We start from the raw sequence: 15737 nt of genomic DNA, 5'->3' as shown, positions 1-15737 counted from the left end.
AGGGCCCGTTTTCACGGGCCCTTCAGCAAGACAGCATCAGCAATCGGAAAGGCCGCCCGGCCTGTTGTTCAACCCGCCTCGACGCGGTTCTTGCCCGCGCGCTTGGCGCGGTACATCGCCTGGTCGGCACGATCCAGCGCGGTGGCCGGCTCTTCTTCCATGCCCATCTGCGTGACGCCGGCACTGAAGGTGATCAGCAGCTTGCGGTTGTCGGCCAGGAAGAAGCGCTTGGTCAGCTCCCGCTGCAGGCGCGTCAGCACACCCACCGCGCCATCGACCACGGTATCGGGCAGCAGGATGACGAACTCCTCGCCGCCGTAGCGGCCACAGGAGTCCTGCGGGCGCAGGTTTTCGCGCACCACGCCGGCGATGTGGCGCAGCGCCTCGTCGCCGGTGGCATGGCCGAAGGTGTCGTTGAGCTGCTTGAAGTTGTCGATGTCCAGCAACGCCATACACAGCGGCGAGTTGCGCCTGCGCATCCGCGCGATCTCGCGGGCGATGGTTTCTTCCAGGCCCTTGCGGTTGAGCGCGCCGGTCAGCGGATCGTGCCGCACCAGTTCGCTGGCCGTTTCCAGCTCGCCTTCCAGCCGGGCGATCTCGCGATAGGCCTGGTCCACCGTCGTGCGCAAGGCGGTGAGTTCTGCCTGCGATTGATGGGCGCGGGTCTGGACGTGGCGGGTCTCGCTGATGATCTCTTCGATGAGGCCGGACAATTCGTCCATGCCGTGCGCTTTCGACACGCGGCCGGCAAAGACTTCCATCTTGCCGTGGAAGACGCCGGTCGAGTCGGCCAGCTCGGACAGTCGCTCGACGAAACTGGCCAGCATCTCGCGCATCTTGCTCTGCGCGTCGCTCAGGCTGCGCTTGAGCGTGCCCTGCTTGAAGATGACGTCGCGCAGGCGCTCGCGGACTTCCTCGATGATGTCCTTGTCCAGCGGCTTGCCGAAGAGCTCGAGCAGTACCGACATCTGGCCGGACAGCCACTTGTCGTCCACCACCAGCTCGCCGATGTTTTCGATGACCAGCTGCAGCAGGTTCAGCAAGGCCTGGCGGATGTAGCTCTGGTCCTGTGCGACCCACTGCACGCGGTAGGCGAACTTCTGCAGGCGCTGCAGGAACTCGTCCTCGCCGCCGGGCAAGCCCGTGCGCAACTCGCGCGCCAGTGCCTTCGATTCGTCCGCCAGTTCGGGCGTGTCGATCAGCAGCATGCCGATGGCGTTGTCCAGCGTGGCCGCCACCACTTCGAGCAGGGAGCTGCCACCACCCGCCGTCGCGACGGCAGAGGCCGCAGCAGTCGCCAAGGACGCGCTGGCCGCCGTGGCGGCCGCAGCCGCTGTCGCAACCGGCCGCGGCAAGGCGTTCGTAACGGGAGAGTCAGCCGTTCCCAGGGTCTCGATGGCCGTGGCGGTCGAGGAGGGCGCCTGCGCCCAACCGCGCACCAGCCCCTGCAGGCGGGTGAACAGCAGGTCCGCGTCGGAGGCGTTGGCCTGCAGCACATGCTCCAGTGCCTCGCGCTTGCTGGTTTCGCTGAGGCCGGCCTGGCGGCGCTCCAGTTGTGCCAGCAGGTCTCCCAACAGCGCCGACCACGCAGGGGCGGGGGCGGCCTGCTCGCCGAGCAGGTTGATCATCTGGTTGCGGAAGCCGTTCCAGTTGCGTTCCTGGATGGCAACCTCGATGCGGCGGGCCAGCCGTAATTGCTCGGGCGTCGCGCGTGGCAGCGACGCGGCCAGCATCTTGAGCTGGCGTTCGGGAAAGGTTTCGTCGTTCGGCGCGCCGGAGATCTTGTTGTAGAACTCCCTGAAGTTCTCCGGCGTGGGCGGGATGCGCTGCGTGGCAAGACGCCGCAGGACTTCGCGAGCAATTTCCGACGGGTTGGATTGTTCCGGCATGTTGCGTGTCGCCCCCAGCGACAGATTGGCACTTCGACTACTGCGTTCTTTTTCGTTCTTGCGGCGTGCCGGTCACTCGACCAGTCCGTGCTTGAGCCCGTAATGGGTCAGCTCTGCGTTGTTGCGCAGCTTCATCTTTTCCAGCAGGCGGGCCCGATACACGCTGACCGTCTTGACGCTGAGGTTGAGCTGCTCGGCGATCTGCGTCAGCGTCTTGCCGGAGGAGATCATGCACAGCGTCTGGTATTCACGATCCGACAGCTTCTCGTGCGGCGGCCGTTCGAGATCCTCGGTGATGGCATTGGCCAGCTCCTCGGCGACCGCGGCGCTCACGTATTTCTTGCCTGCAGCGACCTGGCGCAGGGCGGTGACGAGTTGCTCCGGCGCCCCCTGCTTGGAGAGGTAGCCTGCCGCACCTGCACGCAGCGCACGCACGGCGTACTGCTCCTCCGGGTGCATGCTGAGGATCAGCACCGGCAGCTTGGCGAATTCCTTCTTGATCAGCTTCAGGGTGTCGATGCCGTTGCGATCCGGCATGGATACGTCCATCAGGACGACGTCGTACTGGCTGTTGCGCAGCATCTGCAAGGCACGTACACCGCCGTCGGCCTCCCCGACGGCCTCCATGTCCTCGGTATCGGACAGGATCTGCTTCAGGCCGTGGCGGATGATGGCGTGGTCGTCGACGATCAGGACGCGGATTTTTTCGCTCATGGCGGCAAAGGTACTCATCAGGCCAAGGCCTGTCCATTGGGTATAGCGGCGCCGTCGCGGGATACTTCAATACTGTCGTCGCGCAAGGGCGCCCGCAGGACGACCAGCGTGCCGCAGTCGGCACGCGGACGGATCTGCATGGTGCCACCCAGGGCGTGCAGACGTTCGCGGATGCCACGCAGGCCGAAGGATTTCGGTTTGTTCAGATCGGCTACTTTCACGCCCCGTCCATCATCGGCCACTTCCAGCACGATCTCGTCACCTTCCTGCATCAGGCGGACTTCGACGAGGCCCGCCTGCGCATGCTTGGAAACATTTGTCAGGGCTTCCTGGAAGGTACGGAACATCGCCAGGGAGGTGTCATCGCAGGTCTCGATGTCGTGATCGGCACACAACACCGCGCAGCGCAGGCCGGTGCGATGCTCGAAATCCTCCGCATAGCTCTCGACCGCGGCCGCCAGGCCAAACTCCTTGAGGATGCCGGGGCGCAGTTCGCGGGCCACGCGACCGGTGGTGGTGATGGCGTCGTCCAGCATCTGTTCGATGCCGCGTACCCGCTCCTTCAGCGCCAGTTCGTGATCCAGCTTGCCGGCCAGCAGGGACACGGCGATCTTGATACCGACCAGCGTCCCGCCCAGCACGTCGTGGATGTCGCGGGCAATACGCTCGCGCTCCTCTTCCTTGGCGTGCTGAAGGTGGTTGGACAGTTCGGCCAGCTGTTTGCGTGACTGCCGCAGCTCGATCTCGTTGTGTTTGCTCTGGGTGATGTTCCACATCACCCCTTCCCACAGCGTGGTGCCGTTCTCGATCTGGCGCGGGGAGCAACGCAGGTTGATCCATTTCTCCTCGGCGCCCTGCGGCAGGATGCGCCCCTCCCAGTTGAGCGTGGCATTGCGCTCGGAAGCGCTGTTCAGCGCGGCCAGGAAGTCCTCGCGGTCGTCGGCGACGATCAGTTCCAGCAGCGGGTCGGGACGCGCACGCAATTCCTCGGCACTGAGGCCCAGCAGCATGTGGCTGGCTTCGCTGACGTAAAGAAACTGCAACAGGCCCATCTGGTCGGCCTGCATCTGGAACAGCACCCCAGGCACGTTGGCGGCCAGGGCGTGGAAACGCGCGTCGGATACCCGCATGCCGTCCAGTGCGGCGCGGCGCTCGCGGCGCATGCAGGCCTCACGCCGCTCGCGCTCGATGACCGGCGCCAGGCGGTCGAGCTTGGACTTGCTCATGAAATCCTGTGCCCCCGCGAGCATGATCTGGCAGGCGCTTTCTTCCTCGATGACACCGGACACGACGATGAAGGGCAGGTCGCAGTCCAGTTCCTGCAGCATGTCGAGTGCCAGCATGGCAGTGAAGCCGGGCAGGTGATAGTCGGAAATCACCACGTCCCATTCTTCGCGCATGAGCGCTGCCCGCAGTTCGATCAGGTCATTCACCTGACACACCTGCGGTTGGTAGCCGATGCCGCGCAGGTGACGCTCCAGCAGCAGGACGTCGTCCTCGTTGTCCTCGATGAGCAGGACACGCAGCAGGCGATCAGGTGTGGAATTGAGCATGGACGGGGCTTTCCGGCGGGCAGGTGAAAAAAAGATAGCACGGGTATAATCCGCCGCGGCATCCGGCCGACACGCTGCGGGTTGCCGACACAGATATTCAAGCTGCGCTTCGCGCACATCCCTTCGCCGCTTTAGCTCAGTTGGTAGAGCAACCGCCTTGTAAGCGGTAGGTCGTCAGTTCGAATCCGACAAGCGGCACCAGACATCCTGCAAGGCAGGGCAGCCTCACCGGCTGTCCTGCCTTTGTCATTCTGCTCCCTGGCTGTCCATCCCTGACGCGATTGTGCGTCGCCGCACGAAACGCTAAAATCGCCACTGTCAGGGTTTTCCTGTATGAGTTGGAAGTGCCTGTCCCGAGCGTTCTTTGCCGCCTGTCAAAGTGCGTTCGGGACAACTACTTCAAGCTGCTCCCATGATCTTCGGACTGACCGTGGCCGAGTTCGAGAGCCTGTCCCTCAGGTTCCTGCTCAGTGGCCTCATCGCCTACATGCTGTTCATCATCTGGAACCTGGCGCGCGACTCGCGTGCCGGCCGTTTCGGTACCGTCATGCTGTTCTTCGTGCTCGGGCTGGGGATGTTCGGCTTCTCCGCCAAGACGGTGATTGCCAAGGTGCTCGGGCTGGAGTAAGGCAAGCGCGGCGCTCGGTATAATCGCCGCCTTTCCCATCCCCAACGAGAGCCTGCAATGAGCCAGTTCGACAGCGTTTCCGTCATCAAGAAAGCCAACGTCTACTTCGACGGCAAGTGCGTCAGCCACACCGTCGTGCTGTCTGACGGCACCCGCAAATCGATAGGCGTGATCCTGCCGGCGACCCTGACCTTCAACACCGGCGCCCCGGAAATCATGGAAGGCGTGGCCGGTAGCTGCCGCGTGCGCCTGAAGGGCGAGACCGAGTGGAAGACCTACGGCGCAGGCCAGAGCTTCAACGTGCCGGGTGATTCCAGCTTCGACATCGAAGTCGCAGGTGAGGCCTACCACTACGTCTGCCACTTCGGCTAAAAATACCTCGGGGCGCTACTGCGCGGCCGCCTGGCTGCGTTGGCGTGCTCGACGTACCTGATGTACGTCTGTGCGCGCCGCCTTGCCAGCCATCCGCTCGCTACGCGCCCCGACGCATTTTCCTGAGGAGAGAACCCATGCCTTCGTTTGACGTCACGAACGAGCTGAACTGGCCCGAGGTGCACAACGCCGTCGACCAGGGCAACAAGGAGATCACCAACCGTTTCGACTTCAAGGGGTCGGATGCACGGGTGGAGATGAGCGAGAAGGACAAGACGATCACTCTGTTCGCTGACGACGATTTCAAGCTGGACCAGGTGTGGGATATCACCACCACCAAGTTCGCCAAGCGCAACGTGGACATCCGCTGCATGGAGCGCAAGGACAGCGAGAAGATCAGCGGCAATAAAGTCAAGCAGCCGATTGTCGTTAAGGTGGGTATCGACACCGAGCTGGCGAAGAAGATCGTCCGCCTGGTGAAGGACAGCAAGCTGAAGGTCCAGGCGAGCATCCAGGGCGATACGGTGCGTATCACCGGCGCCAAGCGCGATGTGCTGCAGGAAACGATTGCGATGCTGAAGAAGGCGATCACGGACTTTCCGCTGCAGTTCGGGAATTTCCGCGAGTAGGAACAGTCAGTAGCGAAACAGCCCGCAGGACAGGTCACACCATGGAAATCAGCGCAGCCTCCATTTCAGCGAACGCCCAGCAGCAAGTGCAGGGCCAGGTGCAGGTCGTGATGCTGCGCAAGCAGATGGACATGCAGGAAGCGCAGATGGCGCAGTTGCTGCAAGCCATCCCCGAGCCGCCGAAGGCCGCGCCGGGCCAGCCGGGCGCGATCGTCAATACCTTCGCCTGAGCGCCCGCCGGGCGTTTTTTACATCGGCCGGGAGCTCCCCGGCTCAGCCCTCGAAGAAGTTCAGCAGCCGCTGCGGCAGCCAGTCGAGTTTTCCCGGGAAGCTGCCGGTGACGAAACCGACATGGCCGCCGTGCTCTGGCTGCTCCAGCATCACCGATCCCGAGACGTCCCGTTTTCCCGGCAGGCATTCGACCGGCAGGAAAGGGTCGTTACGTGCGTTCAGCACGAGGGTCGGCAGCGCGATATAGGGCAGCCACTGTTTGCTGGAGGCGCGCTTCCAGTAGTCCGAGACATCGGAGAAGCCGTGCAGCGGCGCGGTGTAGGCGTCGTCGAACTCCTGCAGTGTCTTTGACCTGAGCGCACGCTCCACGTCGAACATCCCCGGGAAGGCGCCCGCCTTGTGGCGGGCCGTGCGCAGCATGCTGCGCAGGAAGTGCCGGGTGTAGATCTTGTTGAAGCCCAGCCCCAGGTGGTGGCCGGCGGCCGTCAGGTCGACCGGTGCCGACACGGCGGCGGCCTTGCTGATGAGTTCCGCCGCCTTGTGGCGCCGGGTGCCCAGCCAGCACAGCAGGGCGTTGCCGCCCAGCGACACGCCCACCGCGTGGCGAGGCACTTCCGGATAACGCCGGATCAGGCGGCGCAGCACCCAGTCGATCTCGTCGGCATCGCCGGAGTGATAGGCGCGTGGCAGCTTGTTCGGCTCGCCGGAGCAGCCACGGAAGTGCACCACCGCGCCGTTCCAGCCCTTCATGGCCAGCAGACGCATCAGCGCGCGCGCGTAGTGGCTGCTGCTCGAACCCTCCAGCCCATGGAAAAGCACGACGAGCGGGGTGCTTTCGCGTCGCGGCAGGAAATCCACGTCGATGAAATCACCATCCGGCGTGTCCCAGCGGCGGCGCTTCATGACCGGCATGTCGCCCTTGATGGCCAGCGGCCAGATGGTCTGGAAGTGCGGACCGTTCAGCCAGGCGGGGGACTGATAGCTCGGGAACATGGAACGCTCAGTGCACGATGCGCGGCGTGTCCTGCAGCATCAGCCCCTCGGTGTCAGGCGCTGGCGACGTGTGATGCAGGATCATCTGCCAGCCTTGCGAGCCGCGCAGATAGACATTCGTGGCGATCATGGGCGGCGACATCTGCTCGTCGCCTTCGACGGTGACGTGCTCCAGCACGCTATGCACGGCCATCAGCATGGCCTGGTTGCGGATCGCCTGACTGGTGCGGATGCGCAACTTCACCCCGCTCGCGAAGAGCTGTCGCCAGGCTTCGCGAATGGCGGGCAGGCCGCTGAAGCGGGCACCGCCGGGGTGGATGCAGACCACTTCCTCATCCTCGGCCCACACCGTCATCAGGGCGTCGATGTCCATGCGCGCGAACGCTTCGTAGAAAGCGCGTTCGGCATCCTCGGGGGTGGCAAAGATCGGGCGTGTCATGCGGCGTGCACCTGCTTGTCGACGAGGCGCTGGAAAACCTGATCGGGGCTGATGTGGTGCAGGCAGTCCAGGTGTCCCAGCGGGCACTCACGCTTGAAGCAGGGACTGCAGGCGAGCTTCAGCCAGATCACCTCGGCCTTGTAGGACAGGGGCGGGGTGTAGTTCGGGCTGGACGACCCGAACAGCGCAACCGTGGGGCGATCCAGCGCGGCGGAAACGTGCATCAACCCGGAGTCGTTGGTGACCACGTGGCGTGCCATCGAGATGATGCTGATGGCCTGGCCCAGGTTGGTCGAGCCACACAGGTTGCGCAGGTTCTTGCTGTCGCCGCCCGCCAGGCGGACGATCTCGGCCGCCACCGGCGCGTCCTTGCGCGAACCCAGTATCCACACCGGGATATCCCGCTCGAGCAGCTTGCGCGCCAGCGACGCGAAGTGCTGCTCCGGCCAGCGCTTGGCCGGCCCGTACTCGGCACCGGGGCAGAACACCACCGGCGCGGGCTCCGCGTCCAGGCCCAGCACCGCCAATGCGCTGAGCGCATCCTTCTGCTCCAGCTTCAGCTTCGGGTAAGGCAGCGGGCGCTCCAGATCCTGCCCCGGCTGCTCGGCGAGTTGGGCATAACGCTCGACCTGCAGCGGCAGCAGATCCTCGTTGAGGACGTGGCGCTCGTTGATGAGCCCGTAGCGTGCTTCGCCCACGAAGCCGATCCTGCGAGGAATGCCCGCGAACCACGGCACCAGCGCGGACTTCAGGGAGTTGGGCAGCACGTAGGCCGCGGCATAGCCGTTCTTCGCCAGCCGGCGGCCCAGACGCCAGCGCGCCAGCAGCTTCAGTTCGCCGTGGTTGAACGGGTTCTCGATGACACGGGATATTTCCGGCATCGCCTGCAGCGCCGGCGCGACCCAGCCGGGAGCAAGGACCTCGATGATGCTGTCGGGATGTCGCTGCCTGATCCGCAGGAACAGCGGCTGTGCGGCAACCGTGTCGCCGATCCAGGACGGCGCGATGACGAGGATCTTCATGGCTTGTGGTGTCTCGTTGAGCGCGCCGATTGAAACATGTGAGAAGGGGGCTCGAAGCCCCCTTGCTGTGATCAGTGGTGACCCTTGGGAGCCTCGCCAGTGAACTTATATCTGGCGCCACAGTAAGGGCAAGAGGCTTCGCCGGTGTCGAGCACGTCCAGGAACACGCGCGGATGCCGCGCCCACAGCGGCGCGTCCGGCATCGGGCAGTGGAGCGGCAGGTCCTTGGCGCTTACCTCGATGACCTGGGCCTTGTCACGATTCTCGGGCATTGCTGCGTCTCCCTCAAACGTAGTGCAGCCAGTTGTCGTACTCCGGCAGCTTGCCGTTGACCAGGTCGAAGTAGCGGGCCTGCACCTTGGTGGTGATGGGGCCGCGCTTGCCCTCGCCGATCTGGCGGTTGTCCAGCTCGCGGATCGGTGTCACTTCGGCGGCGGTGCCGGTGAAGAAGGCTTCGTCGGCGATGTAGATGTCGTCGCGGGTCAGGCGGCGGGTGCGCACTTCGATGCCGAGGTCACGCGCCAGCTTGTGCACCGTGTCGCGGGTGATGCCGGTCAGCGCCGAGGCGATTTCCGGTTCGTAGATCACGCCGTCGCGGATGATGAAGAGGTTCTCGCCAGCGCCTTCGGCCACGAAGCCGTCGGTGTCCAGCAGCAGGGCCTCGTCGTAACCGTCCTGGGTGGCTTCCAGGTTGGCCAGGATGGAGTTGGCGTAGGTGGTGGCGACCTTGGCGCGCGGCATCGTCACGTTGACGTGGTGACGGGCGAAGGATGCAGTCTTCACGCGGATGCCGTTTTCCAGGCCATCGGCGCCCAGGTAGGCACCCCACGGCCAGGCAGCGATGGCGACGTGCACGGCGGCACCGCGCGGCGACACGCCCATCTTCTCGGAACCGTAGAAGGCGATCGGACGCAGGTAGCAGGACTCCAGCTTGTTGGCGCGCACCACTTCCTTCTGGGCCTCGTTCAGCGTCTCTTTGTCGAACGGCATTTTCATCATGTAGATGTGTGCCGAGTTGAAGAGACGATCGGTGTGCTCCTTCAGGCGGAAGATCGCGCTGCCCTTGGCGGTCTTGTAGGCACGCACACCTTCGAAGACGGACAGACCGTAGTGCAGGGAATGGGTCAATACGTGGATGTTGGCCTCGCGCCAGGGCACAAGCTTGCCGTCCATCCAGATGAATCCATCGCGGTCCGCCATCGACATGAGAAAAACTCCGTAGTAACCAGTTGGTGTGGGGTGATCGGGGAAGCCGGCTGTTGCCGGCCAAGGCGCGGAATTTTAGCGCATCGACACCCCTTTGACTTGGTTTTGCCGGTCTGGCGGGGTGTGCAAGCTACAATTGCTGCTTTGCAAGGAGGCCGGATGATCTGGAAACCCGACGTGACGGTGGCCGCGGTGGTGGAGCGCGAAGGGCGCTTCCTGATGGTGGAGGAGCGTACCGAGGACGGTCTGCGCCTGAACCAGCCGGCCGGTCACCTGGAGCAGGGGGAGTCGTTGATCGAGGCCTGTACCCGCGAGACGCTGGAAGAAACCGCCCACGGCTTCACGCCGCGCCAGCTGGTAGGCATCTACCAGTGGCCACGGCCGAGGGGCGACGTGACCTACCTGCGCTTTGCCTTTGCCGGTGAGCTGGGCGCCTTCGATGCCACCCGCACGCTGGACCGTGGCATCGTCCGCACCGTCTGGCTCAGCCTGCAGGAACTCGAAACCTCGGCCGACCGCCATCGCAGCCCGCTGGTACTGCAATGCGTGCGCGACCATGTCGCCGGCCACCGCTATCCGATGGAACTGATTCGTCACTATGGTTGATGTGAAACTGCCCAACGGCCTGAACACCGGTTTGCCTGACGGGCAGGGCATGAAAGTCGTCGTCGGCATGTCCGGCGGCGTGGATTCCTCCGTCGCGGCCCTGCTGCTGAAGCAAGCCGGCTACGACGTGAGCGCCCTGTTCATGAAGAACTGGGAGGACGACGACGACGACGAATACTGCTCGACGCGACAGGATCTCGTGGACGTCGCCTCGGTGTGCGACGTGCTGGGTCTCGACCTGGAGGTCGTGAACTTCAGCAAGGAGTACAAGGACCGCGTCTTCGCCGATTTCCTGCACGAGTACGAGGCCGGCCGCACGCCCAACCCGGACATCCTGTGCAACAGCGAGATCAAGTTCAAGGCCTTCCTGGACCACGCCTTGCAACTGGGCGCCGACAAGATCGCCACCGGCCACTATGCCGGCGTGCGCGAGTGGAGCAGTGACGGCCGCACCGAATTCCAGTTGCTGAAGGCCGAGGACGGCACCAAGGACCAGAGCTACTTCCTGTACCGGCTGAACCAGGCGCAGCTGTCTAAGACCCTGTTCCCGCTGGCCAACATCTACAAGCGCGACGTGCGCGGCATCGCCGAGGCCGCCGGCCTGCACGTGCACGACAAGAAGGATTCCACCGGCATCTGCTTCATCGGCGAGCGGCCGTTCCGCGAATTCCTGATGCGCTACCTGCCGACGAAGCCGGGCGAAATCCGCAGCCTGGATGACGACCGCCTGCTCGGCGAGCACCAGGGACTGATGTATCACACCATCGGCCAGCGCAAGGGCCTGCACATCGGCGGCATCAAGGGCAATGACCACGCTGGCGAGCATGACGCCTGGTACGTCGCCGCCAAGGACATGAAGCGCAACGTGCTGCTGGCCGTGCAGGGGCACGAGCACCCGGCATTGCAGCGCGAACGCCTGCAGGCCATCGAACTGAACTGGATCGGTGGACGCGCGCCACGTACCAACTGGGTCTACACCGCCAAGCCGCGCTACCGCACGCCGGACTCGCCCTGCGAGATCGATGCGCTGAACGAGCAGGACTGCGAGATCGCCTTCGCCGCGCCGCAGTGGGCACTGACACCGGGGCAGTCGGTGGTGGTGTATGAAAGCCGCGTGTGCCTGGGCGGCGGGATCATTGCCTGAGAGCGAGCAAGGAGAATGAAAAAAGGCCCGATCTGATCGGGCCTTTTTTCATGGGCAGAAGTCGGTCAGGCAGGCAACTGGTCCGCACGCACCAGGAATACCTTCTCCGCCTCCGTCGTGTTGGTCAGCCATACGCATTCCAGGTCCGGGAATGCGGCTTCGACGAACTCGCGGTTGTGGCCCACTTCGACGATCAGCACGCCGTCGTCGGTCAGGTGGCGACGCGCCTGCGCGATGATCCGGCGCACCACGTCCATGCCATCGTCGCCAGCTGCCAGCGCCATGCGCGGCTCGCGCAGGTATTCGTCGGGCAGGGCATCCATTGCGTCTTCGGTGACGTAGGGCGGGTTGCTGATGATCAGGTCGTAGCGCTCGTCACCCAGCGCATCGAAGACATCGGACTGGATCAGGCGTACATCGTCCTGCAGCCCGTAGTCCGAGACGTTGCGCGCGGCCACTTCCAGCGCGTCCGGCGACAGATCGATGGCGTCGACCTGTGCGTTGCCGAAGCGCAGGACCATCAGGATCGCGAGGCAGCCACTGCCGGTGCACAGGTCCAGTGCGCGCGTCACCGCAGCATCGTCGGCAATCCACGGTGACAGGCCGTCGGCGATCAGCTCGGCGCAGTAGGAGCGCGGCACGATGACCCGCTCGTCCACGTAGAAGCGGTACTCGCCCAGCCAGGCTTCGTTGGTGAGATAGGCAGCCGGCACGCGCTCTTCGACGCGACGACGGATGATCTCCAGCACCTCGATGCGCTCGGCGATAGGGATGCAGGCATCGAGGAAAGGCTCCAGGCGATCCAGCGGCAGGTGCAGGCTGTGCAGCACCAGGTACACCGCCTCGTCGTAGGCGTCCTGCAGGCCGTGACCGAAGAACAGTTTCGCGCGGTTGAACTGGCTGGTGGCGTAGCGCACCAGGTCGCGCACCGTGACCAGTTCTTCCAGCGGGCCGCCGCTGTGGTCGTGATCGCAATCCGGGCCGCAGCTCTCGTCGTGTTCGTGCTCGTGATCCTGCACAGGCTTGTAGGAATGATTCATGACAGCAGGGCCTTGATGGCGCCTTGGTAGACTTGCGACAGCGGGCCGATGTCGGCGATGCGCACGCGCTCGTTGATCTTGTGGATGGTGGCGTTCACCGGACCGAACTCCACAACCTCCGGGCAGATCGTGGCGATGAAGCGTCCGTCGGACGTCCCACCGGTGGTGGACAGTTCGGTGTCCAGCCCGGTCGTTTCGCGGATGGACGACACCATCGCGCCCACCAGCTTGCCGCGCCCGGTCAGGAAGGGGTTGCCGGACAGCTTCCACACCAGTTCGTACTGCACGCCGTGGCGGTCCAGCACTTCGTGCACCTTCGCCTTCAGGCCGGCCTCGGTGGACTCGGTGCTGAAGCGGAAGTTGAACAGCAGGTTCATCTCGCCGGGGATGACGTTGTTGGCGCCCGTGCCGGCGTGGATGTTGGAAATCTGGAAGCTGGTCGGCGGGAAAAACTCGTTGCCGCGATCCCACTCGATGGCGGTCAGCTCCGCAAGCGCGGCCAGCGCGGTATGGATGGGGTTTTTCGCCAGATGCGGGTAGGCGATGTGACCCTGCACGCCGAGGATCTTCAACTCGCCATTGAGCGAGCCACGACGGCCGTTCTTGATCACGTCACCCAGAAGATCGGTGGAGGTCGGCTCGCCGACGATGCAGTAGTCGATGGCTTCGCCGCGCGCGCGCAAAGCCTCGACGACCTTCACGGTGCCATCGGTCGCCACGCCTTCCTCGTCGGAGGTCAGCAGCAGGGCGATGGAACCGCTGTGGTCCGGATGCGCGGCGACGAAGCGCTCCACGGCCGTGACGAAGGCGGCCAGCGAAGTCTTCATGTCGGCGGCACCACGGCCGTAAAGGTGGCCGTCATCCTTCTCGGTGGGCGCGAAGGGCTGCGTCTGCCACTGCTCGACCGGGCCGGTCGGCACCACGTCGGTATGGCCGGCCAGCACGACGACCGGGCGGGCGGTGCCACGCCGCGCCCACAGGTTGGATACGCCGTTGCTGTCGATGCGCTCGCAGTTGAAGCCGATCGCCTGCAGGCGGCGGGCGATGATTTCGAGACAGCCCTCATCGGCCGGCGTGACGGAACGACGTTCGATCAGCGCGCGGGTCAACGCGAGCGTCTCGGCCTGGATGTGTTGCATGCAGTACCCGGAAATCCTGGAAATGAAGAGTCAGACAGAAACCCGAAGCCTCGGCGCTGGCTCAGCTTTGGGTTTCTTCCATGTGCAAGGTGAAGGAGGAGAAGGACGTCCCGTCCTCTTCGGCCGGCTCGAAGTCCACCAGCGGACTGGCTTCGGCCTTGGTGGAGCCCGGGCCGGAATCGCTTGGCGCGTTGTTGACGAGCCAGGAGAAGTTGGTCGGCGAATCGGAGTGCGCCAACGCCTCGTCCAGGGTGATTTCCTGGTCCTTGAACAAGCGGAACAAATCCTGTTCGAAGGTTTGCGAACCGGGTGCCAGGGATTGCTCCATAGCCTCCTTGATCGCGCCGAACTCGCCTTTCTCGACAAGCTCCGCGATGTGGCGGGTGTTCATCAGCACTTCGGCTGCCGGGATGCGGCTGCCGTCCGGCTTCTTCACCAGGCGCTGGGAGATGACCGCGCGCAGGGCCACCGACAGATCAAGGTAGAGCAGGGTGCGGTTTTCCAGCGGGAAGAAGCTGGCGACGCGGTTGAGCGCGTGATACGCGTTGTTGGCGTGCATCGTCGCCACCACGAGGTGGCCGGATTGCGCGTAGGAAATCGCGGCCTTCATGGTTTCCAGGTCGCGGATCTCTCCGATCAGGATGCAGTCCGGTGCCTGGCGCATGGCGTTGCGCAGGGCCTCGTGCCAGCTCGCGGTATCGAAGCCTACCTCGCGCTGGTTCACCACCGAGCGCTTGTGCTTGAACAGGTATTCGATCGGATCTTCGACCGTCAGGATGTGGCCCGGCCGGTTGATGTTGCGGTAGTCCAGCATCGACGCGATGGTGGTGGACTTGCCGGAGCCGGTGGCGCCCACGATCAGCACCAGGCCGCGCTTTTCCATGATGACTTCGGACAGCACGTCGGGCAGCTTCAGCGATTCCAGCGCCGGGATCTCGCTCTGGATGTAACGCACCACGATGCCGACACTGCTGCGTTGCCAGAAGAAATTGACGCGGAAGTTGCCCAGGTCGCGGCGGCCGAACGAGAGGTTCATCTCGCGGTCGCGCTCGAAGCGGGCGACCTGTTCCGGCGTCATCATCTCGTAGGCCATCCGCTGGATGACCGCCGGTTCCATGATCTGCTGGTTGATCGGCACGACGTTGCCGTTGATCTTGATGTGGATCGGCGCCCCGGCCGACACGAAGATGTCGGATGCCTGGCGCTCGGCCATCAGCGAGAACAGCTTGTCGAAGATCATGCTTACTCCCGGTGGGTGATTCACGCGGTGCCCCCGCACCGCGTGTCAGCGCGATCGGATCAGTCGCGCAGCAGTTCGTTGATCGAGGTCTTGGCGCGGGTCTGCGCGTCGACCTTCTTCACGATGACCGCACAATACAGCGAATACTTGCCATCGGCGGAGGGCAGGTTGCCGGAGACCACCACCGAGCCGGCCGGAATGCGGCCGTAGGTGACTTCGCCGGTGGCGCGGTCGTAGATCTTGGTGCTCTTGCCGATGTAGACGCCCATCGAGATGACCACGTTGTCTTCGACGATCACGCCTTCCACCACTTCCGAACGGGCGCCGATGAAGCAGTTGTCGCCGATGATGGTCGGGTTGGCCTGCAGCGGCTCCAGCACGCCACCGATGCCGACGCCGCCGGACAGGTGGACGTTTTTGCCGATCTGCGCACAGGAGCCGACGGTAGCCCAGGTGTCGACCATCGTGCCTTCGTCGACATAGGCGCCGATATTCACGTACGACGGCATCAGCACCACGTTCTTGCCGATGAAGCTGCCACGGCGGGCGACGGCCGACGGCACCACGCGGAAGCCGCCTTCGCGGAATTGCGCTTCGGAGTAGTCCTCGAACTTGGTCGGCACCTTGTCGAAGGCGCGCAGCGGGCCGCTGCCCATCACACCGTTGTCGTGGGTGCGGAAGTACAGCAGTACCGCCTTCTTGACCCACTGGTGGGTCACCCAGTCACCGTCGATCTTTTCGGCGACGCGCAGGCGGCCGCTGTCCAGCTCGGCGATCACATGGTCGATGGCATTGCGCAGCTCGCCATCCACGCTGGCGGCGCTGATCTCGGCGCGGCGTTCGAAGGCGTTCTCGATGATCGGCTGGAGGGGGTGTGACATGGACATTCCTT

18 protein-coding genes and 1 tRNA gene are annotated in these 15737 nt (G+C 64.3%); 7 read left to right on the top strand and 12 right to left on the bottom strand.

Annotation, left to right across the window (positions count from 1 at the left end; translation table 11 throughout):
- Nucleotides 1-68: 68 nt before the first annotated feature.
- From VVD47_RS02130 to VVD47_RS02120, 3 genes are all read right to left on the bottom strand, one after another.
- Nucleotides 69-1889, bottom strand: a complete 1821-nt coding sequence (locus tag VVD47_RS02130) for a GGDEF domain-containing protein (protein WP_327601746.1) — start codon at nucleotides 1887-1889, stop codon at nucleotides 69-71.
- A 72-nt stretch (nucleotides 1890-1961) separates the two neighbouring features.
- Nucleotides 1962-2621 carry a response regulator transcription factor gene (locus VVD47_RS02125; RefSeq protein ID WP_327601745.1) on the bottom strand — a complete coding sequence of 220 codons (660 nt, stop codon included), beginning with the start codon at nucleotides 2619-2621 and terminating at the stop codon, nucleotides 1962-1964.
- Nucleotides 2621-4156: a hybrid sensor histidine kinase/response regulator gene (locus tag VVD47_RS02120; RefSeq protein ID WP_327601744.1), complete on the bottom strand. Its 1536-nt coding sequence runs from the start codon at nucleotides 4154-4156 to the stop codon at nucleotides 2621-2623. The genes VVD47_RS02125 and VVD47_RS02120 overlap by 1 nt, the downstream gene beginning before the upstream one ends.
- Before the next feature lie 125 nt (nucleotides 4157-4281).
- On the opposite strand from VVD47_RS02120, the gene VVD47_RS02115 reads away from it, so the two are divergent.
- The 5 genes from VVD47_RS02115 (at nucleotide 4282) to VVD47_RS02095 (ending at nucleotide 6015) form a co-directional block, all read left to right on the top strand.
- A tRNA-Thr gene (locus tag VVD47_RS02115) sits at nucleotides 4282-4357 on the top strand.
- 211 nt (nucleotides 4358-4568) lie between these two features.
- Nucleotides 4569-4784 carry a DUF2788 domain-containing protein gene (locus VVD47_RS02110; RefSeq protein WP_327601743.1) on the top strand — a complete coding sequence of 72 codons (216 nt, stop codon included), beginning with the start codon at nucleotides 4569-4571 and terminating at the stop codon, nucleotides 4782-4784.
- A gap of 57 nt (nucleotides 4785-4841) precedes the next feature.
- Nucleotides 4842-5156 carry a pyrimidine/purine nucleoside phosphorylase gene (ppnP, locus tag VVD47_RS02105; protein WP_327601742.1) on the top strand — a complete coding sequence of 105 codons (315 nt, stop codon included), beginning with the start codon at nucleotides 4842-4844 and terminating at the stop codon, nucleotides 5154-5156.
- 137 nt (nucleotides 5157-5293) lie between these two features.
- The gene (locus VVD47_RS02100; RefSeq protein ID WP_327601741.1) at nucleotides 5294-5785 is read left to right on the top strand and encodes a YajQ family cyclic di-GMP-binding protein; all 492 of its coding nucleotides are present in this window, start codon (nucleotides 5294-5296) and stop codon (nucleotides 5783-5785) included.
- A gap of 41 nt (nucleotides 5786-5826) precedes the next feature.
- Nucleotides 5827-6015, top strand: coding sequence for a putative motility protein (locus tag VVD47_RS02095; protein WP_327601740.1), 189 nt, complete (start codon nucleotides 5827-5829; stop codon nucleotides 6013-6015).
- Between the two features lie 43 nt (nucleotides 6016-6058).
- Here VVD47_RS02095 and VVD47_RS02090 read toward each other — a convergent pair whose 3' ends face one another.
- From VVD47_RS02090 to VVD47_RS02070, 5 genes are all read right to left on the bottom strand, one after another.
- Nucleotides 6059-7009 carry a hydrolase gene (locus VVD47_RS02090; protein ID WP_327601739.1) on the bottom strand — a complete coding sequence of 317 codons (951 nt, stop codon included), beginning with the start codon at nucleotides 7007-7009 and terminating at the stop codon, nucleotides 6059-6061.
- Nucleotides 7010-7016: 7 nt separating this feature from the next.
- Nucleotides 7017-7448 (bottom strand): YybH family protein, encoded by a 432-nt coding sequence (locus tag VVD47_RS02085; protein ID WP_327601738.1) that lies wholly within the window; start codon nucleotides 7446-7448, stop codon nucleotides 7017-7019.
- The gene (gene waaF / locus VVD47_RS02080; protein WP_327601737.1) at nucleotides 7445-8470 is read right to left on the bottom strand and encodes a lipopolysaccharide heptosyltransferase II; all 1026 of its coding nucleotides are present in this window, start codon (nucleotides 8468-8470) and stop codon (nucleotides 7445-7447) included. Before waaF ends, VVD47_RS02085 begins: the two co-directional genes overlap by 4 nt.
- A 71-nt stretch (nucleotides 8471-8541) precedes the next feature.
- Nucleotides 8542-8742, bottom strand: a complete 201-nt coding sequence (locus VVD47_RS02075) for a zinc-finger domain-containing protein (protein WP_327601736.1) — start codon at nucleotides 8740-8742, stop codon at nucleotides 8542-8544.
- Between the two features lie 13 nt (nucleotides 8743-8755).
- On the bottom strand, nucleotides 8756-9676 hold the full coding sequence (locus VVD47_RS02070) for a branched-chain amino acid transaminase (protein WP_327601735.1): 921 nt from the start codon (nucleotides 9674-9676) through the stop codon (nucleotides 8756-8758).
- A 159-nt stretch (nucleotides 9677-9835) separates the two neighbouring features.
- On the opposite strand from VVD47_RS02070, the gene VVD47_RS02065 reads away from it, so the two are divergent.
- Both VVD47_RS02065 and mnmA read left to right on the top strand, forming a co-directional pair.
- A complete protein-coding gene (locus tag VVD47_RS02065) occupies nucleotides 9836-10282 on the top strand; it encodes an NUDIX hydrolase (protein WP_327601734.1) in 447 nt (148 codons plus the stop codon).
- Nucleotides 10283-10331: 49 nt separating this feature from the next.
- Complete coding sequence (gene mnmA / locus VVD47_RS02060; RefSeq protein ID WP_327603171.1) at nucleotides 10332-11426, top strand: tRNA 2-thiouridine(34) synthase MnmA; 1095 nt, start codon at nucleotides 10332-10334, stop codon at nucleotides 11424-11426.
- A 65-nt stretch (nucleotides 11427-11491) separates the two neighbouring features.
- On the opposite strand, the gene prmB is transcribed toward mnmA, so the two are convergent.
- The 4 genes from prmB to dapD all read right to left on the bottom strand — a co-directional run bounded on the left by prmB (nucleotide 11492) and on the right by dapD (nucleotide 15726).
- Nucleotides 11492-12466: a 50S ribosomal protein L3 N(5)-glutamine methyltransferase gene (prmB, locus tag VVD47_RS02055; RefSeq protein WP_327601733.1), complete on the bottom strand. Its 975-nt coding sequence runs from the start codon at nucleotides 12464-12466 to the stop codon at nucleotides 11492-11494.
- The gene (gene dapE / locus VVD47_RS02050; RefSeq protein WP_327601732.1) at nucleotides 12463-13605 is read right to left on the bottom strand and encodes a succinyl-diaminopimelate desuccinylase; all 1143 of its coding nucleotides are present in this window, start codon (nucleotides 13603-13605) and stop codon (nucleotides 12463-12465) included. Before dapE ends, prmB begins: the two co-directional genes overlap by 4 nt.
- A 61-nt stretch (nucleotides 13606-13666) precedes the next feature.
- Entirely contained in the window at nucleotides 13667-14845 is a 1179-nt protein-coding gene (locus tag VVD47_RS02045) for a PilT/PilU family type 4a pilus ATPase (protein WP_327601731.1), read from the bottom strand.
- Nucleotides 14846-14904: 59 nt separating this feature from the next.
- Nucleotides 14905-15726, bottom strand: a complete 822-nt coding sequence (dapD, locus tag VVD47_RS02040; protein WP_327601730.1) for a 2,3,4,5-tetrahydropyridine-2,6-dicarboxylate N-succinyltransferase — start codon at nucleotides 15724-15726, stop codon at nucleotides 14905-14907.
- Nucleotides 15727-15737: the final 11 nt, after the last annotated feature.

It is taken from the genome of Uliginosibacterium sp. H1 (assembly GCF_036017065.1).
GTDB lineage: Bacteria > Pseudomonadota > Gammaproteobacteria > Burkholderiales > Rhodocyclaceae > Uliginosibacterium.
Note: the sequence above shows the minus strand (reverse complement) of the source record. Positions and strands in the feature narration are given on the sequence as shown.

Excerpts from the sequence above, each read along its gene's own strand:
- VVD47_RS02085 (WP_327601738.1), bottom strand. The coding sequence starts at position 7,448 with ATGACACGCCCGATCTTTGCCACCCCCGAGGATGCCGAACGCGCTTTC.
- waaF (WP_327601737.1), bottom strand. The coding sequence starts at position 8,470 with ATGAAGATCCTCGTCATCGCGCCGTCCTGGATCGGCGACACGGTTGCC.
- VVD47_RS02100 (WP_327601741.1), top strand. The coding sequence starts at position 5,294 with ATGCCTTCGTTTGACGTCACGAACGAGCTGAACTGGCCCGAGGTGCAC.
- VVD47_RS02075 (WP_327601736.1), bottom strand. The coding sequence starts at position 8,742 with ATGCCCGAGAATCGTGACAAGGCCCAGGTCATCGAGGTAAGCGCCAAG.
- VVD47_RS02045 (WP_327601731.1), bottom strand. The coding sequence starts at position 14,845 with ATGATCTTCGACAAGCTGTTCTCGCTGATGGCCGAGCGCCAGGCATCC.
- prmB (WP_327601733.1), bottom strand. The coding sequence starts at position 12,466 with ATGAATCATTCCTACAAGCCTGTGCAGGATCACGAGCACGAACACGAC.
- VVD47_RS02120 (WP_327601744.1), bottom strand. The coding sequence starts at position 4,156 with ATGCTCAATTCCACACCTGATCGCCTGCTGCGTGTCCTGCTCATCGAG.
- mnmA (WP_327603171.1), top strand. The coding sequence starts at position 10,332 with ATGAAAGTCGTCGTCGGCATGTCCGGCGGCGTGGATTCCTCCGTCGCG.
- VVD47_RS02110 (WP_327601743.1), top strand. The coding sequence starts at position 4,569 with ATGATCTTCGGACTGACCGTGGCCGAGTTCGAGAGCCTGTCCCTCAGG.
- dapE (WP_327601732.1), bottom strand. The coding sequence starts at position 13,605 with ATGCAACACATCCAGGCCGAGACGCTCGCGTTGACCCGCGCGCTGATC.
- ppnP (WP_327601742.1), top strand. The coding sequence starts at position 4,842 with ATGAGCCAGTTCGACAGCGTTTCCGTCATCAAGAAAGCCAACGTCTAC.
- VVD47_RS02125 (WP_327601745.1), bottom strand. The coding sequence starts at position 2,621 with ATGAGTACCTTTGCCGCCATGAGCGAAAAAATCCGCGTCCTGATCGTC.
- VVD47_RS02130 (WP_327601746.1), bottom strand. The coding sequence starts at position 1,889 with ATGCCGGAACAATCCAACCCGTCGGAAATTGCTCGCGAAGTCCTGCGG.
- VVD47_RS02095 (WP_327601740.1), top strand. The coding sequence starts at position 5,827 with ATGGAAATCAGCGCAGCCTCCATTTCAGCGAACGCCCAGCAGCAAGTG.
- VVD47_RS02065 (WP_327601734.1), top strand. The coding sequence starts at position 9,836 with ATGATCTGGAAACCCGACGTGACGGTGGCCGCGGTGGTGGAGCGCGAA.
- VVD47_RS02070 (WP_327601735.1), bottom strand. The coding sequence starts at position 9,676 with ATGTCGATGGCGGACCGCGATGGATTCATCTGGATGGACGGCAAGCTT.
- dapD (WP_327601730.1), bottom strand. The coding sequence starts at position 15,726 with ATGTCACACCCCCTCCAGCCGATCATCGAGAACGCCTTCGAACGCCGC.
- VVD47_RS02090 (WP_327601739.1), bottom strand. The coding sequence starts at position 7,009 with ATGTTCCCGAGCTATCAGTCCCCCGCCTGGCTGAACGGTCCGCACTTC.